This window comes from Flintibacter porci (assembly GCF_041925195.1).
In the GTDB taxonomy this organism is placed as follows: Bacteria; Bacillota; Clostridia; order Oscillospirales; family Oscillospiraceae; genus Lawsonibacter; species Lawsonibacter porci.
Map to the genome: position 1 here is coordinate 76,849 of NZ_JBHEVB010000002.1, position 26,617 is coordinate 103,465.

General features: G+C 59.8%; 24 protein-coding genes, 1 tRNA gene and 1 pseudogene. 17 read left to right on the plus strand and 9 right to left on the minus strand.

The genetic code is table 11. The features are described 5' to 3' along the window. Positions 1-12 precede the first annotated feature (12 nt). A complete protein-coding gene (nth, locus tag ACEVJL_RS02260) occupies positions 13-672 on the minus strand; it encodes an endonuclease III (protein WP_374736742.1) in 660 nt (219 codons plus the stop codon). A gap of 180 nt (positions 673-852) precedes the next feature. On the opposite strand from nth, the gene glyA reads away from it, so the two are divergent. The 10 genes from glyA (at position 853) to ACEVJL_RS02310 (ending at position 13,000) form a co-directional block, all read left to right on the plus strand. After that, on the plus strand, positions 853-2,106 hold the full coding sequence (gene glyA, locus ACEVJL_RS02265; protein ID WP_374736743.1) for a serine hydroxymethyltransferase: 1,254 nt from the start codon (positions 853-855) through the stop codon (positions 2,104-2,106). A 241-nt stretch (positions 2,107-2,347) separates the two neighbouring features. Continuing rightward, positions 2,348-4,039 (plus strand): efflux RND transporter periplasmic adaptor subunit, encoded by a 1,692-nt coding sequence (locus ACEVJL_RS02270; protein WP_374736744.1) that lies wholly within the window; start codon positions 2,348-2,350, stop codon positions 4,037-4,039. A gap of 13 nt (positions 4,040-4,052) precedes the next feature. Then, complete coding sequence (locus tag ACEVJL_RS02275; protein ID WP_040648989.1) at positions 4,053-4,748, plus strand: ABC transporter ATP-binding protein; 696 nt, start codon at positions 4,053-4,055, stop codon at positions 4,746-4,748. After that, on the plus strand, positions 4,745-5,998 hold the full coding sequence (locus ACEVJL_RS02280) for an ABC transporter permease (protein ID WP_040648992.1): 1,254 nt from the start codon (positions 4,745-4,747) through the stop codon (positions 5,996-5,998). The genes ACEVJL_RS02275 and ACEVJL_RS02280 overlap by 4 nt, the downstream gene beginning before the upstream one ends. Before the next feature lie 18 nt (positions 5,999-6,016). After that, positions 6,017-8,380, plus strand: a complete 2,364-nt coding sequence (locus ACEVJL_RS02285; RefSeq protein WP_374736745.1) for an S-layer homology domain-containing protein — start codon at positions 6,017-6,019, stop codon at positions 8,378-8,380. 125 nt (positions 8,381-8,505) lie between these two features. Then, a complete protein-coding gene (locus tag ACEVJL_RS02290; protein WP_374736746.1) occupies positions 8,506-9,327 on the plus strand; it encodes a putative RNA methyltransferase in 822 nt (273 codons plus the stop codon). A 128-nt stretch (positions 9,328-9,455) separates the two neighbouring features. After that, complete coding sequence (locus tag ACEVJL_RS02295; protein WP_374736747.1) at positions 9,456-10,379, plus strand: ABC transporter ATP-binding protein; 924 nt, start codon at positions 9,456-9,458, stop codon at positions 10,377-10,379. Next, positions 10,372-11,181 (plus strand): ABC transporter permease, encoded by an 810-nt coding sequence (locus tag ACEVJL_RS02300; RefSeq protein ID WP_325207680.1) that lies wholly within the window; start codon positions 10,372-10,374, stop codon positions 11,179-11,181. Before ACEVJL_RS02295 ends, ACEVJL_RS02300 begins: the two co-directional genes overlap by 8 nt. Positions 11,182-11,276: 95 nt before the next feature. Further along, the gene (locus ACEVJL_RS02305; RefSeq protein ID WP_374736748.1) at positions 11,277-12,074 is read left to right on the plus strand and encodes a hypothetical protein; all 798 of its coding nucleotides are present in this window, start codon (positions 11,277-11,279) and stop codon (positions 12,072-12,074) included. A 29-nt stretch (positions 12,075-12,103) separates the two neighbouring features. Next, positions 12,104-13,000 (plus strand): sensor histidine kinase, encoded by an 897-nt coding sequence (locus tag ACEVJL_RS02310; RefSeq protein ID WP_374736749.1) that lies wholly within the window; start codon positions 12,104-12,106, stop codon positions 12,998-13,000. Here the strand turns inward: ACEVJL_RS02310 and ACEVJL_RS02315 are convergent. The 3 genes from ACEVJL_RS02315 to ACEVJL_RS02325 form a co-directional block, all read right to left on the minus strand. Further along, positions 12,997-13,266: a DUF6514 family protein gene (locus ACEVJL_RS02315; protein WP_235397869.1), complete on the minus strand. Its 270-nt coding sequence runs from the start codon at positions 13,264-13,266 to the stop codon at positions 12,997-12,999. The genes ACEVJL_RS02310 and ACEVJL_RS02315 overlap by 4 nt on opposite strands. Before the next feature lie 278 nt (positions 13,267-13,544). After that, positions 13,545-15,323, minus strand: a complete 1,779-nt coding sequence (locus tag ACEVJL_RS02320) for an Rqc2 family fibronectin-binding protein (protein WP_374736750.1) — start codon at positions 15,321-15,323, stop codon at positions 13,545-13,547. Continuing rightward, the gene (locus tag ACEVJL_RS02325; protein ID WP_008980939.1) at positions 15,314-15,736 is read right to left on the minus strand and encodes a Mini-ribonuclease 3; all 423 of its coding nucleotides are present in this window, start codon (positions 15,734-15,736) and stop codon (positions 15,314-15,316) included. The genes ACEVJL_RS02320 and ACEVJL_RS02325 overlap by 10 nt, the downstream gene beginning before the upstream one ends. A 200-nt stretch (positions 15,737-15,936) precedes the next feature. Between ACEVJL_RS02325 and ACEVJL_RS02330 the strand changes: the two genes are divergently transcribed. Together ACEVJL_RS02330 and ACEVJL_RS02335 are read left to right on the plus strand one after the other, a co-directional pair. After that, complete coding sequence (locus ACEVJL_RS02330) at positions 15,937-16,992, plus strand: NADH:flavin oxidoreductase (protein ID WP_374736751.1); 1,056 nt, start codon at positions 15,937-15,939, stop codon at positions 16,990-16,992. A gap of 144 nt (positions 16,993-17,136) precedes the next feature. Further along, a tRNA-Ser gene (locus ACEVJL_RS02335) sits at positions 17,137-17,228 on the plus strand. Positions 17,229-17,395: 167 nt separating this feature from the next. Here ACEVJL_RS02335 and ACEVJL_RS02340 read toward each other — a convergent pair. The 5 genes from ACEVJL_RS02340 to ACEVJL_RS02360 form a co-directional block, all read right to left on the minus strand. Then, positions 17,396-17,992, minus strand: a complete 597-nt coding sequence (locus ACEVJL_RS02340; protein WP_374736752.1) for a hypothetical protein — start codon at positions 17,990-17,992, stop codon at positions 17,396-17,398. 20 nt (positions 17,993-18,012) lie between these two features. Next, complete coding sequence (locus tag ACEVJL_RS02345) at positions 18,013-18,636, minus strand: RNA polymerase sigma factor (RefSeq protein ID WP_374736753.1); 624 nt, start codon at positions 18,634-18,636, stop codon at positions 18,013-18,015. 69 nt (positions 18,637-18,705) lie between these two features. Beyond that, complete coding sequence (locus ACEVJL_RS02350) at positions 18,706-19,326, minus strand: S-layer homology domain-containing protein (RefSeq protein WP_374736754.1); 621 nt, start codon at positions 19,324-19,326, stop codon at positions 18,706-18,708. Positions 19,327-19,578: 252 nt separating this feature from the next. Then, on the minus strand, positions 19,579-20,196 hold the full coding sequence (locus ACEVJL_RS02355) for a peptidoglycan recognition protein family protein (protein WP_374736755.1): 618 nt from the start codon (positions 20,194-20,196) through the stop codon (positions 19,579-19,581). Positions 20,197-20,223: 27 nt separating this feature from the next. Further along, on the minus strand, positions 20,224-20,367 hold the full coding sequence (locus ACEVJL_RS02360; RefSeq protein ID WP_374736756.1) for a hypothetical protein: 144 nt from the start codon (positions 20,365-20,367) through the stop codon (positions 20,224-20,226). A gap of 163 nt (positions 20,368-20,530) precedes the next feature. Here ACEVJL_RS02360 and ACEVJL_RS02365 point away from each other — a divergent pair, with 163 nt between their 5' ends. From ACEVJL_RS02365 to dnaG, 5 genes and pseudogenes are all read left to right on the plus strand, one after another. Next, positions 20,531-21,853, plus strand: coding sequence for a Na+/H+ antiporter NhaC family protein (locus tag ACEVJL_RS02365; protein WP_110440415.1), 1,323 nt, complete (start codon positions 20,531-20,533; stop codon positions 21,851-21,853). A 70-nt stretch (positions 21,854-21,923) separates the two neighbouring features. Beyond that, positions 21,924-23,288 carry an aldehyde dehydrogenase gene (locus ACEVJL_RS02370; protein ID WP_235397855.1) on the plus strand — a complete coding sequence of 455 codons (1,365 nt, stop codon included), beginning with the start codon at positions 21,924-21,926 and terminating at the stop codon, positions 23,286-23,288. Positions 23,289-23,407: 119 nt separating this feature from the next. Beyond that, positions 23,408-24,412 (plus strand): deoxyguanosinetriphosphate triphosphohydrolase, encoded by a 1,005-nt coding sequence (locus ACEVJL_RS02375; RefSeq protein ID WP_374736757.1) that lies wholly within the window; start codon positions 23,408-23,410, stop codon positions 24,410-24,412. A gap of 152 nt (positions 24,413-24,564) precedes the next feature. After that, positions 24,565-24,624 (plus strand): annotated as a pseudogene (locus ACEVJL_RS02380) (hypothetical protein); the annotation flags it as partial. A 141-nt stretch (positions 24,625-24,765) separates the two neighbouring features. Continuing rightward, the gene (gene dnaG, locus ACEVJL_RS02385) at positions 24,766-26,526 is read left to right on the plus strand and encodes a DNA primase (protein ID WP_325207224.1); all 1,761 of its coding nucleotides are present in this window, start codon (positions 24,766-24,768) and stop codon (positions 26,524-26,526) included. Positions 26,527-26,617: the final 91 nt, after the last annotated feature.

A 26,617-nucleotide genomic window follows, 5' to 3' on the forward strand; every position in this document is an offset into this window, starting at 1 on the left:
AATATTGGATTCTCAGTCTTTGGCAGGCTCTGCCACGTTCTTGCTGAAATAGTCGCACCAGGGCCGGAGCACACACTCTCCGCACTGGGGGCGACGGGCAATACACACCGCCCGGCCGTGGAGCACCAGACGGTGGCAGAAGTCGTTGGACTCCTCCGGGGGCAGCACCTTCCGAAGCTGCATCTCCACCTTGGTGGGGTCCTTGGAGCCGTCCGTAAGGCCCAGCAGACCGGTGATGCGGATACAGTGGGTGTCAGCCACCACCACGCCGGGTATGTGGAACACATCGCCCAGCATCAGGTTTGCTGTCTTCCGCCCCACGCCGGGCAATTTCAGCAGATCCTCCATGGTGCCGGGCACCTTTCCTCCGTACTCGGCCAAAATCATCTGGGAAGCCAGCACGATATCCCGGGCCTTGGCACGGAAAAAGCCGGTGGAATGGATGTACTGCTCCACCTCGGAAATATCCGCATTGGCCAGCGCCTCCAGGGTGGGGAATCGGGCAAAGAGCGCCGGGGTCACCTTATTCACTCGCTCATCGGTACACTGGGCGGCCAGACGCACCGAAAACAGCAATTCGTAATCTTTTTCATAGTCCAGAGAGCAGATCCCGTCGGGATAGAGCTCCTTGAGCGCATCCACAATGGCGCGCACCTCTTGCTGTGACTTCATGGTTTCATCCTCTCTTTCGAGCATATCATTTTTATTGTATCACAACTTGTCAAACCTGGCGATGGGAACTTTCTGTTTCTTCCGCATTGTTTTTTTCCGTGCTTCTGGTATAATAACCGCAGAACTGTGAACATCCGCAGACAGGCTTTGCCTGAGAAGAACAGAAAAGGAGTGTTTCCCATGGTCAACGAACTTATGGACTTTCTCACCGCCGCCGATCCTCAGGTGGGTGAGGCAGTACGGGCCGAGTACGACCGGCAGCAGCAGAACATCGAGCTGATCGCCTCGGAGAACATCGTCAGCCCCGCTGTGCTGGCCGCCGCCGGCACCGTGCTCACCAACAAATACGCTGAGGGCTATCCCGGTAAGCGCTACTACGGCGGCTGCCAGTGCGTGGACGTGGTGGAGAACATCGCCATCGAGCGGGCTAAGGAGCTCTTCGGCGCCAATTACGCCAACGTGCAGCCCCACTCCGGCGCCCAGGCCAACTTTGCCGTGTATCAGGCTCTGTGCCAGCACGGCGATACCGTCATGGGCATGAGCCTGGACAACGGCGGCCACCTGACTCACGGCTCCCCCGTGAACTTCTCCGGCAAGAACTATAATATGGTCGCCTACGGCGTGGACGAGAAGGGCTATATCGACTACGATCAGGTGCGTGATCTGGCCAAGAAGCACCAGCCCAAGATGATCCTGGCCGGTGCCTCCGCTTACCCCCGGGTCATCGACTTCAAGACCTTTGCCGACATCGCCCACGAGGTAGGGGCTTACCTGTTTGTGGACATGGCCCACATCGCCGGCCTGGTGGCCGCGGGCGTACACCCCTCTCCTGTTCCCTACGCCGACGTAGTGTCCACCACCACCCATAAGACCCTGCGCGGTCCCCGCGGCGGCATGCTGCTGTGCAATGACGAGGCCATTGCCAAGAAGCTCAACTCCGCCATCTTCCCCGGCAGCCAGGGCGGTCCTCTGGAGCACATCATCGCTGCCAAGGCGGTGGCTCTGGGCGAGGCCCTCAAACCCGAGTTCAAGGAGTATCAGACCCAGATTGTGAAGAACGCCGCCGTGCTGGCCCAGTCCATCCTGGAGGGCGGCCTGGACCTGGTGTCCGGCGGCACCGACAACCACCTGATGCTGGTGGATCTGCGCCCCGCTCACCTCACCGGCAAGGAGATGGAGCACCGTCTGGACGAGGTGTATATCACCGTCAACAAAAACGCCATCCCCAACGACCCGGAGAAGCCCTTCGTCACCTCCGGCATCCGGGTGGGCACCCCCGCCGTCACCTCCCGCGGCTTCAAGGAGGAGGAGATGAAGGTGGTCGGCTCCCTCATCTGCCAGTGCGCTCGGGACGACTTCCAGTCCAACATTGAGTCTCTCCGCGCCCAGGTGAAGGCCCTCACCAGCAAGTACCCCCTGTATACCAACTGCTGATTGTCATTCCACACGCCCTGCAGCTCTGCTCCGGCAGTCTGCAGGGCGTTTTTTTGCATTTTCTTTCCTGTTTCGCCCAGCTGCGCCTGATCCTTTCCATTTCTTTAGAATCCTTAAGCGAATCTTAAACATTTGTAATTGCCCTGTAATCGTCCTGGAATCTTTCATGGCATATAATGGTCTTGATCGAACAGGCCTTCCTGCCCATTGGAAGAATATTTACATTCAGGAGGAGTACACCATGTCAGAAGCTACCTTACCCCAGACAAAACCCGCCCCTCCCTCTCCGGCGGCCGGCAAACCCAAAAAGCCTCTGGACAAGCGGAAACTGCGGACCATCATTGCCTTGGTTTTGGTCGCAGCCCTTTTATTGGGCGGCGGTGTCGCCCTGTACCGGTTCCTATTCTCTTCCAACGATAAGCCTGGAGAAATCCTGTCCAAGCCCGCCGAGATCGGCTCCCTGCAAAGCCGGGTAGCGGGCAGCGGTTCGGCCAAGGCCAAGGAGTCGGCGGCCATCACCCTGACCCAGGGCGGCACGGTCCAGGAAGTCTTTGTCAATGCCGGTGAGACCGTCACCGCCGGCCAGCCCCTGTACAGCATCTTCAGCCAGGCGGCTCAGGACGAGGTGACCAACGCCCAGAAGCGGGTGGACTCCCTGCAGAAGGATATGGCCGACCTCCAGGAGCAGGCCTCCAACCTCACCCTCCGCGCCCCCTTCTCGGGCAAGCTCACTCAGGTGCAGTCCTTTGAGCCCGAGCAGGAGATCTCCGCGGGCACCACGGTGGCCACCCTGGTCAACGACAAACAGCTCAAGCTCTCCCTCTACTTCAGCTATGCCTATGAGAACAGCATCTACAAGGGGCAGTCTGTTCAGGTCTCTGTCCCCACCGTGATGCGTACCTTCACCGGCCGGGTGGATGAGATCCACAAGGTGAGCTTCATCTCCCCCGAGGGAGCCGTCCACTTTGAGGTGGTCATCGTCTTTGACAACCCCGGCACCCTCACTGCCGGCATGGACGCCTCTGCCATACTTACTGCCTCTGACGGCAGTTCCATCTACCCCTATGAGAACGGAAAGACCGAGTACTATGAGTCCCGGGAACTGAAGACCAAGGCCGGCGGACCGCTAGCCTCCACGGGCAACCTGCGCAACTACGCCAACGTCTCCGCCGGGACCGCTCTGCTCACCATGGCTTCGGACACCATCGACTCCCAGATCCGCGCCAAGCAGGAGGAGCTGGACGAGGCCGTCCGCACCCTGGAGACCGCCCAGAAAGCCCTGGCCGACTTCAACGCTGTGGCTCCCATCGACGGCACCGTCATCACCTGCACCCTCTCCCCCGGCGCCGAGGTAAAAAGCGGCGATACGGTCATCATCATCTCCAACAACACCACCATGCTGGTCACCATCAACGTGGACGACAAAAACATCTCCTTCATCCACCCCGGCGACATGGTGGAGCTGGACTGGAACGGCACCATGTTCATGGGCACTGTCACCGCCATTGACATGGGCGGCGCCCAGAGCGGCAGCGGAATGACCACCTATCCCGTCACCCTGACCGTGGACAACTTTGACGGCACCCTGGTGGACGGTGCCTGGCTGCAGTACTCCTTTGTCACCAGTCAGTCGGACAACTGCATCATCGTCCCCACCAGCGCGGTCAAGTACGTCAGCGACGCCGAGGGAAACCGCCAGTCGGTGGTCTTTGTCCAGCGGGACAGCCGCCCCGAGGATGTGCCTGAGCTGCTTCTGCCTGAAACAGAGCCCGGCCAGAAGCCCCAGTTCCCCTCTGAGGCGGACGGCTACTACCCCGTTCTCGTAGAAACCGGCATCTCCGACGCAGAGAACGTAGAGATCATCTCCGGCATTGAGGAGGGCGACGTGGTCTTCGTCAACTTTACCGTGACCGATCAGGGCAGCAGCTGGTAAAGGAGGGCCGCATATGCTCATCGACATCCAAAACCTCTATAAGATATACAACGAGGGGAAGGAGAGCGAGGTGCGGGCGCTGGACGGTGTCTCCCTCCAGATCGACCGGGGAGAATTCGTGGCCATCGTGGGCCAGTCCGGCTCCGGCAAGTCTACCCTGATGAACGTGCTGGGCTGTCTGGATATCCCCACCTACGGCCAATACCATCTCAACGGCACCGACGTCACCTCTCTTTCCGACCGCAGTCTGGCCCGCATCCGCAACCGGGAGATCGGCTTTATCTTCCAGGGCTACAACCTCATTCAGGAGCTCAACGCCCTGGAAAACGTCACCCTTCCCCTGATCTATCAGGGTGTCTCCGTGTGGGAGCGGGAAGAGATCGCCATGGCCGCCCTGGCCAAGGTGGGCATGGACGACCGCGCGCATCACCGCCCCAGCGAGATGTCCGGCGGCCAGCAGCAGCGGGTGGCCATCGCCCGAGCCATCGCCACCCACCCCCCTATCATCATGGCTGACGAGCCCACCGGCGCGCTGGACTCCAAAACCGGGCGGCATGTGCTGGAGATCCTGCGCTCCCTCTACCGGGAGGGCACCACGATACTGCTTATCACCCATGACGACGGCATCGCCGCCACCGCCCGACGGGTGGTACGGCTGTCCGATGGCAAGGTGGTGGCAGATCACCCCCAGGAGGTGGACTGGACATGAATTTATGGCAAGCCTTCAAAATGGCCTTCAAATCCATTTCCTGCAAAAAGACCCGCTCCTTTCTCACCATGCTGGGCATCATCATCGGCGTGGCCTCCGTGGTCATCATGGTCTCGGTGGTCCAGGGCCAGAACCAGAAGAGCATGGAGTATTTTGAAAAAATGGGCACCAACAAAATCAATGTCCGTGCCTACTCCTTCAGCGACATGAATAACGAAACCTCTCAAAAGCTGTATGACTATTGTCTCACCCTCAACCACCTCATCGACGGCATCACCCCCGACATGGAGATCGGCCAAAAGCTTACCATTCAGTACGGCGCCAAAACCATTGCCGTCAACGACTGGGAGAACAGCCAGAACATGAGCTGGGAGGACATGATGCACGTCAAGCTGGGTTCCGACCAGTACGGCGTGTGCAACAACTACACTCTGGCTGCGGGCCGGGAGCTCTCCTACCTGGACATAGAGAAAACCAATCCTGTCTGTGTTTTGGGCGCCGGAGCCAAAGAAAAGCTCTTTAACTTTATTGATCCCGTGGGCGAAACCATCACCATCAACGGGCAGCCCTTCCTGGTGGTCGGGTGGTACAACTCCATGGCTTTGGAGGGGTGGCCCGAGCTGGACAACCTCATCGTTCTGCCCTACACCTTCAACCGCAGCCTCAACCAGAACAGCAACATTGACACCTACGTGGTCAAGGCCAAAAGTGCCTCCGCCACCACCGAGGCTCTCACCTTGCTGGACGCCTATTTGTCCGGTCTCTTCCCCAAAAACGAGATGGGATACAGCGACTTTGGCGACTACTACGTGCAAAGTGACAACAGCGCGGCAGAAAATGTCCAGAACCAGAGCAACATGCAGGCCCTGGTGCTGGGCGCCATCGCCGGCATCTCCCTACTGGTGGGCGGCATCGGCATCATGAACATCATGCTGGTCACCGTCACCGAGCGCACCCGGGAGATCGGCATCCGCAAGGCCATCGGCGCGGAGCGGCGCAGCATCATTGCTCAGTTCCTTATCGAGGCTGCCGTCATTTGCAGCATCGGCGGCATCATCGGCATCGCCATCGGTTACGTGGGCACGCTGATTGCCGGAAAATTGCTGCTGGACGGCATGATCCTTCTGCCCAGCATCCCCATTACCATCGGTGCATTCCTGTTTTCGGTGGTGCTCGGCATCCTCTTTGGCATGTACCCCGCGGTCAAGGCCTCCGGATTGCAGCCGGTGGTGGCCCTGCGGGCAGAGTAAGAGATAGGAGACAAAACCATGAAACGATATTCTATGATCCACGGCCTGCTGGCCGCCGCCCTGGCCGTCAATCTGGCCCTTCCTGTCACCGCCACCGGAACCTCCTCCTTTACCGATGTCAACGACAGCAACACCGCCCTCAACGCCGACATTCTCCGGCTGATGGGCGTGGTTTCCGGCACCGGAGGCAACCAGTTTAACCCCAACCAGGTCCTCACCCGCGCCCAGTTCTGCACCATGGCGGTCAATTTTATGGGCCTGGGGGACCAGGTCGTCCTCCACTCCACCCGCACCATTTTCACCGATGTGACCTCCAAGCACTGGGCTCGGGGCTATGTAAATCTGGCCGCCTCCACCATGATCGGCGGGGATGCGGGCACGAGCGCGGACGGTGAGACCCCCGTGGCCGGCACGCCCCTCATCTCCGGCGTGGGTGACGGCCGCTTCCTCCCCGACGACCAGATCTCCTATGCCCAGGCGGTGACCATTCTCATCCGGGTGCTGGCCTACTCCAGCGATAAGGTTGGCGCAGTATGGCCCGATGGCTACATCAACCTGGCCCAGTCCATCGGCCTGACCAAGGGCCTGTCTCTGCAGCCCGGCTCCTCCCTCACCCGCGCCCAGGCTGCCCAGCTGTTGGTCAACGCCCTCAAGTGCAAAACCGGAGACGGCAAGGTTTACTACACCACCCTGGGCGAGACCAAGGCGGACACCGTCCTGCTGGCCGTCAATGTGGCCACCGACACGGGAGACGCCATGGGCGCGGTGCGTACCTCCAACGGCACCTACCTCCCCCACATCGAGGATGCCGCCCCCACCGCCCTTCAGGGCCTGCGGGGCAGTCTGGTGCTCAACGACAACCAGGAGATCATCACCTTCATCCCCGACGACAGCGACTCGGTCACCATCACCCTCTCCGGCGACGCCCAGCCCGGCTATGTCAAGGCGGGCAACCAGCAGTACACCATCTCGGGCGACACCCCGGTGTACACCCCCGACGCCCCCGAGGGCAAGAGCTATCTGGAGTGCTACACCTCCCTGTATTCCGGCACCCAGATCACGCTGTTCACCCAGCGCGGCAAGGTGGTGGCCATCTACGCTACCAGCAGCTCCACCTCGGCCAGCTCGGATGCTGTGGTGGTCATGGACCGGGCTACTGTGGCTACCTTCCACCAGCTCACCGGCGGCGCCACCAGCTTCAACATCATCAAGAACCGCCAGAAGATCAGCCTGTCCGACATCAAGCCCTACGACGTGGTCACCTATGACAGCCTGAGCAACACCCTTGTGGTCTCTGACCTGCGGATGACCTGCTACTATCAGGACGCCCAGCCCACGGTGGCAACTCCCAAGACCATCAACGTCCTGGGCAACGAATTTACCGTCCTGGAGAGCGCCTGGAACACCACCAAGGACTTTAACCTGGGTTCCACCGTCACCCTGCTGCTCACCGCCGACGGCAAGGTAGCCGGTATGGCAAAGCCCAGCGCCCAGACCCGCTCCACCGCAATCGGTATGGTCAACGACGGCAAGGCTGTCATCTTCCTGCCCAACGGCGGCACCATGGAGCTGGAGGGCACAGTGTCCAACGCTTCTGCCGAGGGCCAGCTGGTCATCTTCTCCGCCGGCAAGAGCAGCTTTACCACCAGCAGTGCAGCCGAGAACCGGGCGCCCGGCCCCTTCAACGTAGATAAGATGACCTTGGGCGAGTACACCGTCATGGCCGGCGTACGGATCTTTGAAAAGGTCAGCAGCAGCGGCGTGGTCCCCATCGACCTCAGCGATCTGTCCGGCTCCATCGAGGCCAAGAACATCGCCGGATACCACCGCAACAGCTCGGGCATGGTGGACTATATCATCCTCAACGACGTCACCGGAAACGCCTATGAGTACGGCATGATGGTGGGCAAGGATATCTCCACCGATCCCGTCTATGACGAGAACGGCGAGCTGATCAGCGAGGGCTCCACCCGCACCCAGTGGTCGCTGGTCCGCGGTCTGGGCGGCACCATCGAATTCAGCCCCGTGGCAGGCTACAACGGCCGCAGCGGCGACATTATGGGCGTAGTCACCTACAAGAACCGGGAAGACAAGGATATGATCCGCACCATTGTCCAGCTGGAGAAGTTCACCGGCGTCACCGCCAAGGACTTCTTCGAGAGCCAGGGCGACCTGTATGTGTCGGTCAACGGCCAGAATTACCGGGTAGCCGACAACGCGGAGTGCTACGGCGGCATGGCCGGCAACCGCACCGACCCCGGCAGCTGGTTCCGCCAGCCCAAGCTCACCGACCGCGTCAACGCCATCAAGGCCTTCTCCAGCAAGCTCACCGTCTATATCGATCCCACAGGCAAGCAGGTACGAGTCATTACGGCGGGCTGATTTTCTCCCTTTCCCATTCAAAAGGGGCGCGGCATAGCCGCGCCCCTTGCCTTTTTCTTCATTCTATCCTATCATAGCGGTGGGGCATTCTGCCCCATCGCTGTTATGATCTTGAGGTGAATACTATGAGTTTGTTCCGTTGTCCCCTGTGCGCCGCGCCTTTGACGCGGGGGGAACACGCCTATACCTGCCCCGCCGGCCATAGCTTCGATCTGGCCGCGGCAGGCTATACCCATCTCCTGCCTGCCAACCGCAAGCACTCCAAAAACCCCGGCGACGACAAGGCCATGGTGACCGCCCGCTCCGCCTTTCTGGACAAGGGCTATTATGCCCCTCTGGCCAATGCGCTGTGCGACTTAGCCGCCCGGGATTGCGTCCCCCACCCCGCCCTGTTGGACTGCGGCTGCGGCGAAGGGTACTACACCGCCGCCCTGGCCGCTCGTCTTGCTCAGGAGGGCCGCTCCGGTCCCATCGCCGGAGTAGACATCTCCAAATTTGCCCTGCGCCGGGCCGCCAAACGGGTCAAAGAGGGCGAATTTGCCGTGGCCTCGGTGTACCACCTGCCGGTGGCCGACGAGAGCGTGGACCTGCTCTTTAACGTCTTCTCCCCCCTGTGTCCCCAGGAGTTTGCCCGGGTGCTGCGTCCGGGAGGATACTTCTACTACGTGGTTCCCTCCGCCCTCCACCTGTGGGAGATGAAGTCGGTCCTCTATGACAAGCCCTACGAAAACGCCGTCAAACGGGAGGACTACTCCGGCTTTCAGTGGCTGGAGGCGGTGCCCCTGCGGTATACCGTCCATCTGGACTGCTCCCAGGACATTATGGCCCTGTTCGGCATGACCCCCTACGCCTGGAAGACCCCTAAGGCGGGGGTGGAGCGGCTGTCCGAATTGGATGAGCTGGACACCCAGATCGGCTTTGACATCCACGTCTACCGCAAACTTTAGACTTTCTTTAATCTTTCTTTCTGGGGATTCAACCTTTGTGGGTTATACTGACCCTGTCAACGGAAGGAAGGAGCCTCTCCCCCTCCTTATCAAGCCTTTATCCCAACCCGAAAGAAAGGGGAAAGCATATGTCAGAAGCGATTTTACAAACTCAAGAGCTGACCCGGCGCTACGGCCACACCTTGGCCCTGGACCGGGCCAGCATCACGGTAGAGAAGGGCCAGATCTTCGGCCTGGTAGGCCGAAACGGTGCGGGCAAGACCACCCTCATCCGCCTGATCTCCGGCCAGAGCATTCCCACCTCCGGCCAGATTTCCCTGTTTGGGCAGACCTCCGACTCCGGACTGAACCGTGCCCGCAGCCTCACCGGCGCCATGGTGGAGATTCCCTCCTTCTATCCCTACCTCACCGCCCGGCAGAATCTGGAGTACTACCGCATCCAGCGGGGCATTCCGGGCAAGAACTGCGTGGATGAGGCCCTGGAGCTGGTGAACCTCACCGACACAGGGAAAAAGAAGTTCAAGACCTTCTCCCTGGGCATGAAGCAGCGCCTGGGCCTGGCTCTGGCGCTTATGAACCAGCCGGAATTTCTCCTGCTGGATGAGCCCATCAACGGTCTGGACCCGGAGGGCATCGTGGAGTTCCGGGAACTGCTGCTGCGCCTGAACCGGGAGCGGCAGACCACCATTCTTATCTCCAGCCACATTCTCTCCGAGCTGTCCGCTCTGGCCACCCACTTTGGCTTCATCGAAAAGGGCAAGGTGCTGGAGACCATCTCCGGGGCCAACCTGCGGGAAAAGTGCCGGGAGTGCCTGGAGCTCACCGTGGACGATGCGCCCCGGGCTGCCCGGGTTCTGGAGCAGCAGCTGGGCACCCGGGATTACGAGGTGCTCCCCGGCAACCAGCTGAGGGTGTACGCCTTCCTGGATGCCCCCCAGACCGTCAACCGCACCCTTCTGGAGCAGGGCGTGGGTCTCATCTCCACCCAGCAGAAGGACAGCAACCTGGAGGACTACTTCCTCAATCTGATTGGAGGTCGTCACCATGGTTAATTCCATTCAAGCTGAGATCTATAAGCTGACCCGGCGGCCTTATTTCTATGTCTTCAACCTGCTGTGCGCTCTCTTCGCTCTGCTGGTGGTCGGCTGTCTGGCCTATGTCAAGTATACCGCACCATCCAACCAGGACGCGGTCAACTTTCCCTTTTCCCTGAACATCTTGCTCATGGGTATGCCCGTTGGCCTGTACCTGGTGGCCGTGGGCGGCGACGCGGTATTCTCTGAGCAGTATAAGTTCAACACGTTGAAAAATGAGGTATCCTATGGTCTGACCCGGGTCCAGGTCTACCTGTCCCGGTTGGTGGTAACACTCCTGCTCATGATCGTGGTCTTTGTGGTGACCATTGGGGTATATCTGCTGGCCTCTCTGGTGCTGCTGGGCATCCCCTCCGATGAGATGTCTATGATGTCCCTGGGCATGACCACCGCCCAGTCGGTGCAGATGATGATGCAGATGCTGGGATACTACATTCTGGCCTCTTTCCCCCTTTGGCTGGGCGCCCTGTCTCTGGCCATCGCCTGTTATTTCCTCATTCGTGGCTCCAACATGGCGGGCATCGCCTTTTTGGCACTCATGGTTGGTGTGCCTGCTGTACTGAACAATCTGGGCAAGTATGTCAACCCCGCATTTCACTCTCTCTATCACCTCACCCTGGACTATATGGGCGGTCAGGTGATCTCTGCCCAAAATATGGACTGGGCTCTCATGAGCCGGTGCTGGCTGGTGGGTTTGGCCTGGGCGGCCCTTTCTACCGCAGTCGGCCTGTTCTTCTTCTCCCGCCGGGAGATCAGCTGAGAAAGGAAGGTTTCCGATGAAAAAAATGCTCTTTGCCGCCTTCCTCCTTCTTGGGGCTGCCCTGTGCCTGATTGTGTGGATGAAGGGCCGCTGAGATGGAAAACCTCATCCGTGCCGAGTTTTACCGGATGCGCTGCCGCCCCTGGCCGGTGATCCTCATGGCCGCCTCTCTCCTCTTTGGTGTCGTGGTCATACTTTTTGCCGAGGCGATCCGCCCCCCGGAATGGGGCAACTGCACCTCGATGTTCGAGTCCCTCAGCTCCCTGCCCATTTTCGGCATGTTCTACGGGGCATGGTGTGCCGAGATCGCCAGCTCCCGGGTAAATAAGTTGGACATTCTGAAAAACGAGGCGGTCTTCGGCATCCCCCGGTGGCAGATGGTGCTCTCCCGGCTCAGTGCCGCCACCCTCATCGGCTGCACTATGGCCCTGATGCTGGTGGTCTCATCGGTACTTCTCGCTTTTCTCTTCCTCCCCGGGAAAGAGGCTCTGCCCCAACTGGCGGCCAACCTGCTGGTGGAATTTCTCGTTGCCCTGCCCCTTTGGGTGGCTTGCGCATCCCTGTACCTGTGTCTGAAGCTGTTGTTTGCCTCCGACCTGGTTGCCGTGTTTGTCCTGTTTCTCTATCAGTTCCTTCTCTGGCCCATCCTGGGAGCCTGGTCCCTCCTGGACCCCAAGGCTTGGGTAATGAAGCTGCTGTGCACCCTGCACCTGATGACTCCCTTCTGGGGCAAGGGCGTGGACATCACGGAAACCAACCTGGGTCTCTCAGTGTCTGTGGCAGAAGGCTTTATCCTGCCATCCCCCCTCTACTGCTGGGCGCTGGGACTGGGCTGGATCGTGTTCACTACGGTGGTATCGGTATGGGCTCTGCGGCGGCGGGAGCTGCGGTAACCTTACTTTTCATTCGGGAGGTATTTCCCATGGGGATCGCCCTTCTTCTCTCTCTCATAGCCCTCGCGGCGGTACTGCTTTTGCGGTACCGCCGCGGCCGCGCGCTCAGCCAGGCCGCGAGCCAACTAAAAAAGGCCCGGAGCCAGCCCGGCAAGCGGCTGCGTCTGGCTGCGCCTGACCGGCCGGTGGAGGAGCTTTTGGCCCAGATCAACGGCCTGCTGGAGGACCGGGAGACCGAGACCCGCCAATTGCGGGAGCGGGAGGAGAGCCTGCGGCGGCAGATCGCCAACGTCTCCCACGACCTGCGCACCCCTCTCACCTCCATTTTGGGCTATCTCCAGCTGCTGGAAGGCGATCTGAAGCCGGAAGAGCGGTCTCGATACCTCCAGGTGGTGGAGGAGCGCGCCCGGGTTCTCCAGGAGCTCATCACCGCCTTTTACGACCTGTCCCGCATCGAGGGCGGCGAGTACCCTCTGGAGATCCAGCCCGTGGACCTGCGCCGCCGCCTGGAGCCTCTGCTGGCCAGTTTTTATGACGACTTCCAGCAGGCGGGCTTTCAGGTGGCGGTGGAGCTGGAGGAAGGTCTGCCTCCGGTGCTGGCTGACCCCGGCGGAGTCACGCGGGTACTCACCAATTTGCTGAGCAACGCCCTCAAGCACGGCAGCACCGCGCTGACTATCCGTCTTTTCCGGGAAGGAGATTTCCTTGTCACCTCCTTCTCCAACGACGCGCCCCACCTCACCCAGGAGGACCTGCCCCGGGTGTTTGAACGCTTTTACACCGGTGACCAGATGCGCACTGGACAAAACACCGGTCTGGGCCTGGCCATTGTCAAGGCTCTGGCCCAGCGCATGGGCCACACCGCCTTTGCCCAGCTGGAAAATGGGGTATTCACCGTGGGAGTGCGCTGGCATATGTACCGTTAAAGCCAGTCCTCCACCACATCCCGCAGCCCCGCAGGGCCTACCCGGTTATCCACCAGCAGAGTCATCAGCTCATCGATGCGGGAGGCGCTGGTGGTAATGCCTGGGATAGTCTCATCCTCCCCCTGATCCTCCCACACCCGCACCCCGTAGTTTTCACAGCAGAAGGTGTCTGTCTCCACAGTGTCTACTGTCAGGGCATAGTGAAAGGTACGGGGTTCTCCCGTTTGGTCCCGGCACGTCCGGGACGCGATCTTCAGTTCCATCATCTTGTGTTTCCCCTCTCAATTGCAAAAATGCGACCACATTATATAGGGGCCTCTGTGAGAAGGAAAAGCAAAAACCGTCGAACCGCTCCCCGCCCTTTTTCGGGGAAAAAGGGAAAGACGGTCCCCTTTTGATGGAAGTGGTCGAAGGAGTTTGCACAAGGTAGAATGTTTTCAACATGAAAATAATTTTCAGAAAGTGAAAGCCCGGAAAACGCCATAAATAGACGTTTTCCGGGCTTGTTGCACAAGATATGGTATTTTTATGTTGAACTGGAAATTTATTTCACCCGCAGCCGTTTGGCCAGCTCCCCGTCAGGGGTGACCCAGGCGGTCTCGTAGGTGGTATAAGTCACCATGCCGGGACGTGCCCCGTTGGGCTTTTTCACATACTTGACAGGGGTATAGTCCACCGGTACCTTGCTGCTGTCCCGCGCCTGGGAGAACCAGGCCGCCAGACAGGCCGCCTCGTTGAGGCTCTGGAGATCGGGGGTTCCCCCTTCCGTCCAGAGGATCACATGGGAGCCGTGGATCTTCTGAGTGTGGAACCAGATGTCGCTCTTAAAAGCCTGCTTACAGGTGAGCAGGTCGTTCTGGGTGTTGTTCTTGCCCACCGAGATACGCAGGCCCGCCGTGGAGCGAAACTCCATGGGCTTGGAGGACACCCGCTTCTCACGCCCCTTAGCCTTGCTGGCACGGCGGAGATAGCCGGTATCGGTGAGCTCCTGGCGGATCTCCCCCAGGTCCTTCTCCCCCTCGGCCAAAGTGATGTTCTCCAGCACGCTGTTGAGATAGTCCAGCTCCCTGCGGCCCTTCTCCAGCTGCTGGGTCAGCATCTCCTGGGCGGTCTTGGCCTTGTTATACTCTTTATAATACTTGGCAGCGTTCTGCTGCGGGGTGAGCAGAGGGTCCAGGCGGATGTCCACTTCTGCCCCCTCCGGATCATAAAAGTCCACAGTACGCAGACATCCCATTCCCCGGTGCATCTGGTGGAGGTTGGAGGTGAGGATATCCCCCAGCTCCCGCAGCTGCTCCCGGTCCTGGGTGGCCTCCAGTTCCTGCTCCTGGTGGGCGATCTTCCGGGCTGTACGGTCCCGGGCGGTGGTCACGGAGCGGATGAGGTCCTGGCCCCGCTGCTTGATGCGCTCCAGGTGCTCCCGCTGCTCGTAGAAGCGGTCCAGCAGCTCCGAGAAGGAGGAAAAGTCCTCCAACGCCAGGCTGCCCTCATACTGTCCGGGGGTAAAGAACGTAAAGTCAAAGGGCTTGCCCTCTTTTACCATCATCGTAGCTGTCACGTGATGTTCCTTTACGGATTCCAGCAGTTCTTCCAGGCTGTCCAGCAGCTTTTTCCGGCCCGACTCGCCCAGGGTATTCAGGCGCACATCGGTGCTGCCGCCCGCCCGCCAGGCAAGTTCCCGGCACACCAGCGGAGACAGCCCCCCAAAGGTGTCCAGCAGCCACTTATCCGCCTGGGCCTCCTCCGGAGCCTGAGCCAGCAGCTCCTCCAGTGCCGCCCGGTCCTGGGCAGTGGGGTCCAGCTTATCCTGAGGCTGAGGCAGGCGGTAGAACATGCCGGGCAGCAGCGTGCGCTGGTTGGCACTTCCCGAGCCAAGGTTGGAGTCCACCCGTCGGAGACAGTCTAAAATCCGGCCATCCCCGTCCAGCAGCAACAGATTGGACCGGCGGCCGATGGCCTCCAGCACCAGCTTGCGCTCCACCCGGTCCCCCAGCTCGTTGAGGGCCTCTAAAGTGAAGGTGACCACACGCTCCAGGTGGGTCTGTTCCACCGACAGCACCCGGCCTCCCGCCAGGTGCTTGCGCAGCAGCATGCAGAACATGGGGGGCGTGTCCGGGTTTTCCCGGGACAGCCAGGTGAGCTGAGGCCTGGGATGGGTGGGGTTGGCGGAGAGAAGCAGACGCACGTTGCCCTGGGTGGGGCTGCGCAGAGCCAACACCACTTCGTCCCGGCCGGGCTGGTAAATTTTATCGATCTTGGCGCCGGCGGCGGCCTGGCTCAGCTCGTGGACCAGGCCGGACAGGCACAGGGCGTCTAACGGCATTCCTTCTCCTCCTCTTCCTCTTTCATAACGATCTCAAACAGCTCATTGAGCCGCTGGGTGCGGCCCTGGAGATACAGCCAGCCAAACAGGGCCTCCAATCCGGTGGCCGCCTGGTACTGGGCACGGGAGGCCGCCTTGGGCACCGAGTGGGGAGCGGTATTCCGGCCCCGGCGGTACACATCGGCCTCCTCCTCGCTGAGCTGGGGCAGCAGCCTCTCCATGGCGGCGGCCTGAGCCGGAGCGGAGACATAGGTCACCGTAGCCCGATGCAGGTCCTTGGGCTTGGCCTTGCCGTGCAGGGCGATCCAGGACCGCACCATTACCTCAAACACTCCGTCTCCCAGATGGGCCAGCCCCAGGCTGCTCATAGACAGCAGCTGTTCCCGGTCCACATTCAAATGAAAATAGTCCATCCAAATCGCCTCGCTCGTCTGACACTTAAAATCATTTGATGATATCACATTTTTCCAAGGGATTCAAGGTTCAAGTCCCCATTCCGCTCTTGACATACCTCCCACAAAATGGGAAAATAAAGAAAGCGCGTCTTAGCATGGAGCCCTTTCCATTCGGCGGCTCTGTGTTTCATAGAAAGAGGTACAGAGGAGCGAGCAGCATGTCAGACAGTCCCCTGTGGCGGCCGGGCCGTATCGGCCCCATGGAACTGAAAAACCGGGTGATCCGCTCAGCCACCAACGAGCACCTATCCCAGCCCGACGGCCAGCTGACCACCGCCTGGATGGACACTCTGGTGGAGTTGGCGGAAAATGAAGTGGGCCTGGTCATCACCGGCCATATGAGCGTGGACCGGCAGCAGCGCTCCGACCAGGGACAGACGGTATTGGATGAGCAGACCGATCTGGGGCTGCTCTACGAGACTGCCAGACAGGTCCATCAAGCGGGAGGCCGGATCGTGGCCCAGCTCAACCACGGCGGAAAAAAAGCGCCGGAAAACGTGAACGGCCATCCTCCCAAGCTGCCCGCCGACTTCTCTCTGGAAGAGCTGGACCAGATTGTAGGAAAGTACCGCTATGCCGCCATGCTCTGCCGCCGTGCCGGCTTTGACGGGGTACAGATCCATAATGCCTACGGCTACCTGCTGGCCAGCTTTCTCAACCACGTGGACAACCGGCGCACCGACGGCTACGGCGGCAGTGTGGAAAACCGCTTTCGGCTTACCGGGCGGATCATCCGCGAGGTGCGGCGGACCTGCGGGCCCGACTTCGCCATCCTTACCAAGGTGGGCGGTAATGGCTACGGCAGCCTGCACCGGCTGCTGGAGCTCTATCAGATCAGCGGCGCGGACGGAGTAGAGATCTGCACCTCCGACTTTGACCCCCGCATCTGGGCCAGCCGCTCCTTCTGTCTGGAAGAGCTGCTGCGCGCCTGGGATGGGATAGACCTGCCTATCAGTCTGGTGGGCGGCATTTTTTCCAAAAAGAGCGCCGAGCATATCCTGGATTCCGGCGTCCCCTTTGTCTCCTTCAGCCGGGCGCTGCTGTGTCAGCCTGATTTTGCCGCCCGGCTCAAACGGGGCGAGGCAGATGAGAGCCCATGTACCGCCTGCGGCCTGTGCTACCAGAGCTTCCGGCGGCAGTTTGTACGCTGCATCCAGCACACCGCACCCATCCCCCAGTTAAAAAAGGTGTTTGGAAGTTCTGAAAATACATAAGTTTACCCCTGATTGGAAACAAAACTGGTCTCTTTCCTATCAGGGGAAACTTTTTTAAAAAATTTCAAAAAAACTATTGACGAATGCGAATTTTCTGGTATAATACGTTTTGTTGTCACGAAAGAGACCACGTGAGAGCGCCATGGAGAGATGGCTGAGCTGGTCGAAGGCGCACGATTGGAAATCGTGTAACGGCTAATACCCGTTCGAGGGTTCGAATCCCTCTCTCTCCGCCATAAGAAACCCGACTTGTGAAAGCAAGTCGGGTTTCTTTTTGCATTTTGGCTGCCTCTTCCCTTTTGCATTTGAATGCCCGGGTACGGCAAAGCCGCCCCGGGCAATTTTCTGTCCTAGGCCAAGGACATCCAACCGGATGTCCTTTTCTGTTTTCCAGGCTACTCCGTCAGCCCATCCCTTCCAAGATACTCTCCCAGGTCTCCTCTGAACACGCCTGGGAGGCACGAATGGAATAGGAGTAGGTCCCGTCCTGCCAGACCGCCAGGGAGTACAGGCTCCCCTCCCCGCTCAGAGTTACGCAGTATCCATTCCTTGTCAGCACCAAGGTATCCGAATAGGACGAATAGTCCCCCGAGGGATCGGCGTCTTCCGCCAGCTTGCGCAGTGTTACGCTTTGTGTCTCTCCCAGATAGGTCACTTCGGCCATGCCTCCAGGATAGGCCCGGTACTGTATTTCCGTTACCGCAAAGGGCAAGGTTTTCAACTCTTCTATTTCAAAGCCCACCAGCTGAGAGAGCTCCTGGAGCGACGAGACCTGTGTGACGCTCCAGATCCCGTTTTGCACTCCGGACGGGTCTTTTTCCGGCGGCTTGGTCGGAAGCTTTGGAAGGACCACGGCTCCTGCCACCAGCAAGGCCAGACAGGCGGCAATGGCAAGACGGCCCATAGGGACCGCCCTTTTGCTGCGTCCCTGGATATCGGCATCCCGGATGGCTTTCAGGATCCGCGTCTGCATCTCCGGGGTAACTTCAATACGATCCATCACGTCCTTATACGCCTCCCTCAAATGTCATACCCCTCCTTCAAAATCGATCTCAGCTTCTCCCGGCCGCGCATCAGGTGAGAGCGTACCGTAGACTCCTTCTGCTCCAGAATGGCAGCGATCTGTGCAGTGGAAAGGCCTTCATAATAAAACAGATGGATCACCTCCCGGTACTTGACCGGAAGATCCTTCACCGCCTCCCAGACAAAGGACAGATCCTCCCGCTGCTGCGCCACCAGCGACTCCTTCAGCTCGTCTGTGCTCCGCACCCGGTTATAGGCAATCCGGTTTTTGCTCAAGTTTCCCGCCACACGAAACAGCCACGCCTTTTCATGGGCCTCATTTTCCAGCACCGGCGCAGTCTTCAGATATTGGATCAGGGTTTCCTGCAAGATCTCTTCTGCATCGTCCATATTATGCAGATACGAATAGGCCAGGCGCAAAATGCTGCTGCCATACTGGGTCAAAAGCGTTTCCGCCCTCTGATTGATCTGCTCCCGGTCGGTTACAGACGCCCTTCGCGCACTGGCCTGCACCGCTCGGAGGCTTTGCAGCCAACGGAGTGCCTGGGAAAGAAGCTCCGACCATGGCCGCGGAACATTCAGGCCAAACGGAGTCATATGGTATTGGGCATGGATCAGCACATCGGTTCCTCCCCCTTACACAGCGGGGCCGCACAGGTTTACTCCGTGCGGCCCCGGGAATTTGTTCTTTTATTGTCCATCTGCCTGCTCCAGCACGGTAAAGTACTGGGTCAGCATGGTATCGGCCTCCTGCTGGGTAACTGTACCCTGCGGGACAAAGGCTTGCTCCTCTTTCTCTCCCATGACATCCTTCATAGTCACCCAGCAAATAGCCTCATAGGCATATTCGCTGATCTGGCTGGCGTCGGAATAGTTCAAAGGAAATGCCCATGCCCCGGTAAAGCCCTGGTCGTTGTTCTGGGCATAGCGGTAGAGAATGAGTGCCATCTGCTCCCGGGTGACCGGGTCCTCGGGACCAAACTGATCCTCCCCATAGCCGCCTGCGATTTTTTCGCTGGACGCCCAGCGAACAGCCTCCGCATACTCGGCCCCCTGCTCTACATCAGTGTACTGCATGGCAAAGTTGACCACGGGGCTGCCGGCCTTCTGGTGCAGCGCAGAGACGAGCTCCGCCCGGGTAAACAGATCTTCACCCGCAGTCACGGTCGGCTTCTCCGCCACAACCGATGCGTACGGAGCCGCAATCAAGGCCTCCTGTCCACAAATCCCTTCGGCTGCGAACGCAGGAACGGCCATGGAACCGGCCAGCGCCAGAGAGCAAAGTACCGTGAATGTTTTCTTATTCCACATAATACTGTCCTTCTTTCTCCAACCTGATGTTGGTCTTTTTCTGTGACACTTTATATACAGCTGGCTCCCAGCATTTGTTGCAAAACAGAAAAAATTTTTTTGGCGTGGTTCCAAATTCATCTTATTGGAAGTATATCGCATTTCTTCCGCGCTGGAAAGGCATTTTGCTGCCAAAACTTCTTTCCTGATCCCAAAAAGGAAAGAGCGGACAGTCTGACTGTCCGCTCCTTGCATTTAGCCAACAAGAAACGCTTATTTCTGCTGGCTCAGCCGCCAGAGCATCTGCACGATCTCTTCCCGGGTGGCAAAGGAGCCGTACCGCTCCCCCTTGCCCTCTCCCCCGGCGATAATACCTGCTTTTTCCGCCCAGGTGCGGGCCTGCTGAGACCAACTGGCAGGCGCGGCATTTCCGGCCTGCTTCAAATACTCCGCCATCATGGCGTTAAATTGCTGCTGTGTCACGTTCTCTTCTTCCTCCTCCATCGCCGCTTTCACCGCGGCCTGGAAATCATCCATCGTTACCCCGTGCTTGGGCCACCAGTGGAGTACGTCGGCGTGGTTGCTGGCAATGCCAAGCTTGCTGCCCTCGGCGTGACAGATCACCACCCCTGGCTTCATGGGGTCCAGTCCAAACTGGCGGCACAAATCGGCGCACAGGGCCACGGCGTTTTGGTAAATGGCCCGAAAGTAGGCCTCATTCTTCTCCACGTCGTAGCCGATCATGGTGCCGCCCTGGTAGGTGTGGCCCGCCGGCTCGCAGCACTCAAAGGAAATATGGGTGTTATTAGCACTGCCCTTCTCCCCTTTCCCTGCGTGCCAGCCCCGCATGGTCCAGGGCAGGGTCTGGATCACCTTGTCCCGGCTCACCACGGCGTGGACGCAGGCGTCCTTGCCCGGCTAATTCCAGCTTTTGATAAACACCTGAGGATCGGGCTGGGCCACTCCGGTGGAATGGACCATGATCCCCGTGGGGCGGATGGTTTTTCCCGCGCGGTAGCAGTCGCTGTTGGTAACCAGCTGTGTCTCCTTGTGATCGTCCATACAAATTCCTCCTCTCCGCCATTTTCATTCTATGTATCGCCCGGATAATCCGTTTCTGTTATATTCTAAAAACCTTTTAAGTTGACAGAAGGGTGTTTTTTTCATAGAATAAGGGAACGGCTGTGTGTGCCGTATCACATATGAGAGAGAGGGAGGTTCTTCTATGGACCAACATCAGTCTGCCCCGCGGAGCAATCCCGTGGCGCTGGCGCCCATTCTGGTGTTCCTGGCATTGTACCTGGGCTCCGGCATTACCTTTGAGTACATTTTAAAAATCGAAAACGGCTTTTATCAGACCCCTGCCATCGTAATTTTCCTCATCGCCCTGGCGGTGGCCTGCTTCCAGAACCGGAAGCTGGACTTCAACGCCAAGCTGAAAGTAATGGCCACCGGTGTGGCTGATGAGAACATCTTGACCATGTGCTTGGTGTTCCTGGCCGCAGGCGCCTTTTCCGGCGCCATCTCCGCAGCCGGCGGCGCGGACAGCACCGTATACCTGTTCCTCACCTTCCTGCCCAGCCAGTTTGCTGTGGCCGGTCTATTCCTCATCGCCTGCTTTGTGTCTATCTCCATGGGCACCTCGGTGGGTACCATCTCCGCCCTGGCTCCCTTCGCCGTGTCCATGAGCCAGGCCACCGGCTTTGATGTGGTAATCTGCATCGCTGCTGTGGCCTGCGGCGCCATGTTCGGCGACAACCTGTCCATGATCTCTGACACCACCATCGCTGCCGTGCGTACCCAGGGCTGTGAGATGAAGGACAAGTTCCGCATGAACTTTCTCATTGTCCTCCCCGCCGCCATCATCACCCTCATTTTGTTTGTGGTGATCACCTGGGGCGGCAGCGGCCAGGTGGAGCTGCAGCCTTACAGCCTGTGGAAGGTGCTGCCCTATCTGGTGGTGCTGGTGGGCGCTGTGGTAGGCGTGAACGTGTTTCTCATTCTGATGATCGGCACCGTGCTGAGCCTCATCGTGGGTGTGGCCACCGGAGCCTTTGCCTGGACCCAGGTGTTCTCCGTTATGGGCACCGGCGTTACCGCCATGTACGACATCACCGTCATTTCCATCATTGTGGCCTGCATCGGCGCGCTGGTAAAGGAGTACGGCGGCATCCAGTGGCTCATCGACTTCATTGGCCGCCGGGTCAAGACCGCCAAGGGCGCTCAGATCGGCATCGCCGGTCTGGTGGCCGCTGTGGACGTAGCCACCGCCAACAATACCGTGGCCATAGTCATGACTGGCTCCATCGCCAAGGACATCAGTGAGGAGTACAACATCGACCCCCGGCGTACTGCCTCCCTGCTGGACATCTTTGCCTCGGTGATGCAGGGTATCCTCCCCTACGGCGCTCAGCTGCTCTACGCCGCCGCAGGAGCCGGCGTGTCCGCCATGCAGATCGTGCCCTATATGTTCTACTGCTATCTGATGGCCGTCTCTGCCATTCTCTTTATCGTGTTTTTTGCTAAAAAGTCCGTAATCAGCAAATAATATTGTTCCATACAACCCCAGGGGCCGATGACACCATCGGCCCCTGGAGAGTTTTTTAGGAGGTCGCCCTATGGAATTCACCCCCCTTATGGACCGCCAGCGGCAGTTTTTCCGCTCCGGTGTTACTCTGGACCTTTCCCGCCGTAAGCAGGCCCTCCGGGACCTGCTCCGAGAGATCGAGGCGCGGGAGGACGAACTGCTCACTGCCCTCCAGACTGACCTGGGCAAGGCCCCCTTTGAGGGCTACATGACCGAGCTTGGCATGGTACGGGAGGAGATCCGCTTCCACCTGAAGCACCTGGACCACTGGGCCCGGGACAAGCGGGTACCCACTCCCCTGTCTCAGTTCCCCGCCCGCTCCATCCGCCATCCGGAGCCCTATGGGGTGGTGCTCATCATGGCCCCCTGGAACTACCCCATCCAGCTCTCCCTGGAGCCCCTCATCGGAGCCATCTCAGCGGGCAACTGCGCAGTCTTGAAACCCTCTGCCTACGCCCCGGCCTGCTCCCACGCCCTGAAGGAACTCATCTCCGCCTGTCTGCCCGACAACTGGGTCACAGTGGTGGAGGGCGGCCGGGCGGAAAACCAGGCCCTGCTGGAGCAGCCCTTCGACTATATCTTCTTCACCGGCAGCGTGGCGGTGGGCCGCCATGTCATGGAGATGGCCGCCCGGAACCTGACCCCGGTGACCCTGGAGCTGGGAGGCAAAAGTCCGGTGATCGTCACCGCCGACGCCGACCTGCCTCTGGCCGCCCGGCGCATCATCTTTGGCAAGCTCCTCAACGCCGGACAGACCTGTGTGGCTCCCGACTATCTGCTGGTGGACCGGAAGGTGCAGGAAAAGCTGACGGAGCTTTTGCAGCAGGAGATCACCCATTTTCTGGGGCAGACTCCTTTGGACCACCCGGACTATCCCCGGATCATCAACGAGAAGCACCTCCACCGCCTGGAGGGCTTGCTCACCGGCGGGCGTGTGGTGTGCGGCGGCACGGTGAAAGACGGCCGCATCGCCCCCACCCTCATGGACAACCTGGAGCCCGACGCGCCCGTGATGCAGGAGGAGATCTTTGGCCCCATCCTGCCCATTCTCCCCTTCGACACCCTGGAGCAGGCCATGGACTTTGTCTCCCGCCGTCCCAAGCCCCTGGCCCTGTACCTGTTCAGCCGGGACAAGGGGGTGCAGAAGAAGGTGCTCACCCGGCTGTCCTTCGGCGGCGGCTGCCTCAACGACACCATCGTCCACCTCACCTCCCCCCACCTGCCCTTCGGCGGTGTGGGAGCCAGCGGCATGGGCGCCTACCACGGCAAAGCCAGCTTTGATACCTTCACCCATGTGAAAAGTATCCTGATTCGAGGGAGCCGCCCCGACCTCGATCTGCGCTATCACCCCTATTCCGACAAAAAGGAACGGCTGCTGCGCCGCTTCCTCCGGTAATTTTAACAAAAAGCAAATTGGGGCAAAATTTTTTCCTTGGAAAGAAGGAATTTTGTCCCCTTTTGCGTATATAGGAGATATAAGTGATTTCGCTTGCCTGGGAAAGGAGGTCAACGCCTATGACGTCTCGGGAGCAGCGCCTGGCGCAGGAACACACTCTGCTCTCCCCCCACGCCTGCCGTGCCGATCAGAGCCGGGGTCGGGAGCGTCCGGAAGAGGAGTGCCCTATCCGCACCTGCTTTCAGCGGGACATCGACCGCATTGTGTACAGCAAAGCGTTTCGCCGTCTCAAGCACAAGACCCAGGTCTTTCTCCAGCCGGAGGGGGATCACTACCGCACCCGGATGACCCACACTCTGGAGGTCAACCGCATTGCCCGCACCATTGCACGGGCACTGGGGCTCAATGAGGATCTGACCGAGGCCATTGCGCTGGGCCACGATCTGGGCCACACCCCCTTTGGTCACGCGGGAGAGCGGCTGCTCAACTCCCTCATGCCCGGCGGCTTTGCCCACTATCAGCAGTCCCTGCGGGTGGTGGACCGGCTGGAAAAGGGAGGCGAGGGGCTTAACCTCACCTGGGAGGTGCGCAACGGCATCGTCTGCCACACCAAGGGCCAGCAGGCCGCCACCCTGGAGGGACAGGCGGTACGTCTGGCCGATCAGATCGCCTACATCAACCACGACATTGAGGACGCCCTGCGGGGCAAAATTATCTACCCCATGGACATCCCCCTGTCAGTGTCCAATCTGCTGGGCTTTACCCACAGCAAACGCATCTCCACCCTGGTGGAGGATGTAATCACCGCCAGCCAGGGGCAGGACGCCATCTGCCAGTCCCCTGCTATCGGCGAGGCCATGGCCACCCTGCGGGAGTTTATGTTTGAAAGTGTCTACACCAACCCGGTGGCCAAGGGCGAGGAGAGCAAGGCCCAGGACATGCTGCGGCGGCTGTTTGAGTACTACCGCAGCAACCCCGATGAGCTGCCTGACGACTTCCAGGACATCCGGGTAAAGGAGGGCGTGGATCGGGCGGTATGCGACTATATCGCCGGTATGACCGATCCCTTCGCCATTGAACGCTTCTCTGAGCTGTTCATACCCATGTCCTGGACGGTCAAATAGCCCGACTGCGGGGTCCCCGCACAGCGGGGCGCGCGTGAGCGCGTACAAGCGTTTTTGCCAAGGGCGAAAACCTTGGCGACGGTGGAATTCACTTCCACCGGAGCTTTCAAATCCAAAAGGGTTCCCGCGGGGCTTGCCCCGTGGGAAAGGGTGTGGATCGGGCGGTGTGCGACTACATCGCCGGAATGACCGACCCCTTCGCCGTTGAACGCTTCTCAGAGCTGTTCATCCCCATGTCCTGGACAGGTCAAATAGCCCATTTTCTGCACAGGAAAACCCCTTTACAGAAATTCTGGGATAAAGTTTCTCTTTTTCGGCAAAGAATACACTACATAGAAAGGAGGGGGATTTTCTTGGCCTGGCCGCCTCAATTTCTGGACGAGCTCATCGACCGCACCGACTTGGTGGACCTGGTGGGCGAGTCGGTGCGCTTGACCAAAAAAGGCAACAGCTACTGGGGCTGCTGCCCCTTTCACAGTGAAAAGACCCCCTCTTTCCACGTGGTGCCCGACCGGAAGATTTACAAATGCTTCGGCTGCGGCAAGGGAGGCGGCGCCATCAACTTTGTGATGGAGCTGGACAACCTCTCCTTCCGGGAGGCTGTGGAGGTACTGGCCAAGCGCTGCGGCATGCAGGTGCCCGACTCAGGCGCTTCTCCCGGCGCCAAGGAGCGGCGGGAAAAGCTGCTTACCATCAATAAGCAGGCCGCCCGTGCCTTCCACCGCTGGCTGTACGCTCCCGAGGGCGCTCAGGGACTGGCGTATCTCCAAAAGCGCGGGCTGTCCAAAGGGACCCTGACCCGGTTTGGCCTGGGCTTCGCCCCCAACCGCTGGGACGCCCTCATTCAGGAGCTGAGCAAAGAGGGGTACGACAAGCGGGACCTGCTGGATGCCGGTCTGGCGGTGAGCAACAAGGACGGCCGGATCTACGACCGCTTCCGCAACCGGGTGATGTTCCCCATCATCGACACCGGCGGCAACGTCATTGGCTTCGGCGGCCGGGTGATGGATGACTCCACCCCCAAATACCTCAACTCCCCGGACACCCCGGTGTACAACAAAAGCCGCAACGTGTTTGCCCTGAACATCGCCAAAAAGTCCAAGGCGGGACAGGTCATCCTCACCGAGGGGTATATGGACACCATCTCCCTGCATCAGGCGGGGTTTGACAGCGCGGTGGCCTCTCTGGGTACCGCCCTGACCCCCGACCACGCCCAGCTTCTCTCCCGCTACTTCCCCCAGGCCATCCTGGCCTATGATGGAGACGGAGCAGGCGTCGCCGCTGCCCAGCGCGCCATCCCCCTGCTGGAAAAGGCGGGGCTGAAGGTGCGGGTGCTGCGGATGCGGGGCGCCAAGGACCCGGACGAGTTTATCAAGGCCTACGGCCGGGATGCCTTTCAGCGTCTGCTGGACCAGAGTGAGAATCAGGTGGACTACCGCCTGGATCAGATCAAAAAGAAATACAACCTGGAGGACGACGCCCAGAAAGTAGCCTTTCTCCAGGAGGCCGCCCAGATGCTCTCTACCCTGCCCAGCGCGGTGGAGCGGGAGATCTACGGCGGCCACGCTGCCCAAACTGCGGGCGTCTCCCCGGAGACCATGGCACTGGAGGTCAAGAAGGCCTTCCAGCAGCGGCTCCGGAAGGAGAAAAAGAAACAGGAGCGGCGGGATCTGGCTCCCGCCGTCAACCAGCAGCCCCAGACCCGGGAGCTGCGCTACGAAAACATTCGCTCCGCTCTGGCGGAGGAGGGGGTCATCCGACTGCTGCTGCTGGACCCCGGCCTGGCCGGGGAAATGGGCGGACTGACAGGAAAGGAATTTTCCTCTCCCCTGCTGGGCCGGGTGTTTGACCTGCTGATGGACCGAGCTGGGCAGCACCTGAACCTGAGCCTGCCTGCGCTGGCCGGGGACCTCACCGCCCCCGAGATGGACCACATGGCCCGGGTCGCCCAGAAGCCGGAATCGGTGGCCAACAGCCGCCGCTCCCTGTCGGACTACATAGCCGTCATCCGGGGCGAGGGCCTGAAACGCAGCGGCCAAAGCGAGGAAGCACTGCTGCTGGCCGCACAGAAAAAGAATTTGGAAAAGAAAGCATATATGGAGGAGAAACCATGAGTACCAAGAAGAAAGAAGCTACCGTCAACCAGGACCGCCCCATCATGATCCTGGAGAAGAGGGGAAGCAAAAAAGCCACCAGCGCTGAGAT

Excerpts from the sequence above, each read along its gene's own strand:
- nth (WP_374736742.1), bottom strand. The coding sequence starts at position 672 with ATGAAGTCACAGCAAGAGGTGCGCGCCATTGTGGATGCGCTCAAGGAG.
- glyA (WP_374736743.1), top strand. The coding sequence starts at position 853 with ATGGTCAACGAACTTATGGACTTTCTCACCGCCGCCGATCCTCAGGTG.
- ACEVJL_RS02270 (WP_374736744.1), top strand. The coding sequence starts at position 2,348 with ATGTCAGAAGCTACCTTACCCCAGACAAAACCCGCCCCTCCCTCTCCG.
- ACEVJL_RS02275 (WP_040648989.1), top strand. The coding sequence starts at position 4,053 with ATGCTCATCGACATCCAAAACCTCTATAAGATATACAACGAGGGGAAG.
- ACEVJL_RS02280 (WP_040648992.1), top strand. The coding sequence starts at position 4,745 with ATGAATTTATGGCAAGCCTTCAAAATGGCCTTCAAATCCATTTCCTGC.
- ACEVJL_RS02285 (WP_374736745.1), top strand. The coding sequence starts at position 6,017 with ATGAAACGATATTCTATGATCCACGGCCTGCTGGCCGCCGCCCTGGCC.
- ACEVJL_RS02290 (WP_374736746.1), top strand. The coding sequence starts at position 8,506 with ATGAGTTTGTTCCGTTGTCCCCTGTGCGCCGCGCCTTTGACGCGGGGG.
- ACEVJL_RS02295 (WP_374736747.1), top strand. The coding sequence starts at position 9,456 with ATGTCAGAAGCGATTTTACAAACTCAAGAGCTGACCCGGCGCTACGGC.
- ACEVJL_RS02300 (WP_325207680.1), top strand. The coding sequence starts at position 10,372 with ATGGTTAATTCCATTCAAGCTGAGATCTATAAGCTGACCCGGCGGCCT.
- ACEVJL_RS02305 (WP_374736748.1), top strand. The coding sequence starts at position 11,277 with ATGGAAAACCTCATCCGTGCCGAGTTTTACCGGATGCGCTGCCGCCCC.
- ACEVJL_RS02310 (WP_374736749.1), top strand. The coding sequence starts at position 12,104 with ATGGGGATCGCCCTTCTTCTCTCTCTCATAGCCCTCGCGGCGGTACTG.
- ACEVJL_RS02315 (WP_235397869.1), bottom strand. The coding sequence starts at position 13,266 with ATGATGGAACTGAAGATCGCGTCCCGGACGTGCCGGGACCAAACGGGA.
- ACEVJL_RS02320 (WP_374736750.1), bottom strand. The coding sequence starts at position 15,323 with ATGCCGTTAGACGCCCTGTGCCTGTCCGGCCTGGTCCACGAGCTGAGC.
- ACEVJL_RS02325 (WP_008980939.1), bottom strand. The coding sequence starts at position 15,736 with ATGGACTATTTTCATTTGAATGTGGACCGGGAACAGCTGCTGTCTATG.
- ACEVJL_RS02330 (WP_374736751.1), top strand. The coding sequence starts at position 15,937 with ATGTCAGACAGTCCCCTGTGGCGGCCGGGCCGTATCGGCCCCATGGAA.
- ACEVJL_RS02340 (WP_374736752.1), bottom strand. The coding sequence starts at position 17,992 with ATGGATCGTATTGAAGTTACCCCGGAGATGCAGACGCGGATCCTGAAA.
- ACEVJL_RS02350 (WP_374736754.1), bottom strand. The coding sequence starts at position 19,326 with ATGTGGAATAAGAAAACATTCACGGTACTTTGCTCTCTGGCGCTGGCC.
- ACEVJL_RS02360 (WP_374736756.1), bottom strand. The coding sequence starts at position 20,367 with ATGGACGATCACAAGGAGACACAGCTGGTTACCAACAGCGACTGCTAC.
- ACEVJL_RS02365 (WP_110440415.1), top strand. The coding sequence starts at position 20,531 with ATGGACCAACATCAGTCTGCCCCGCGGAGCAATCCCGTGGCGCTGGCG.
- ACEVJL_RS02370 (WP_235397855.1), top strand. The coding sequence starts at position 21,924 with ATGGAATTCACCCCCCTTATGGACCGCCAGCGGCAGTTTTTCCGCTCC.
- ACEVJL_RS02375 (WP_374736757.1), top strand. The coding sequence starts at position 23,408 with ATGACGTCTCGGGAGCAGCGCCTGGCGCAGGAACACACTCTGCTCTCC.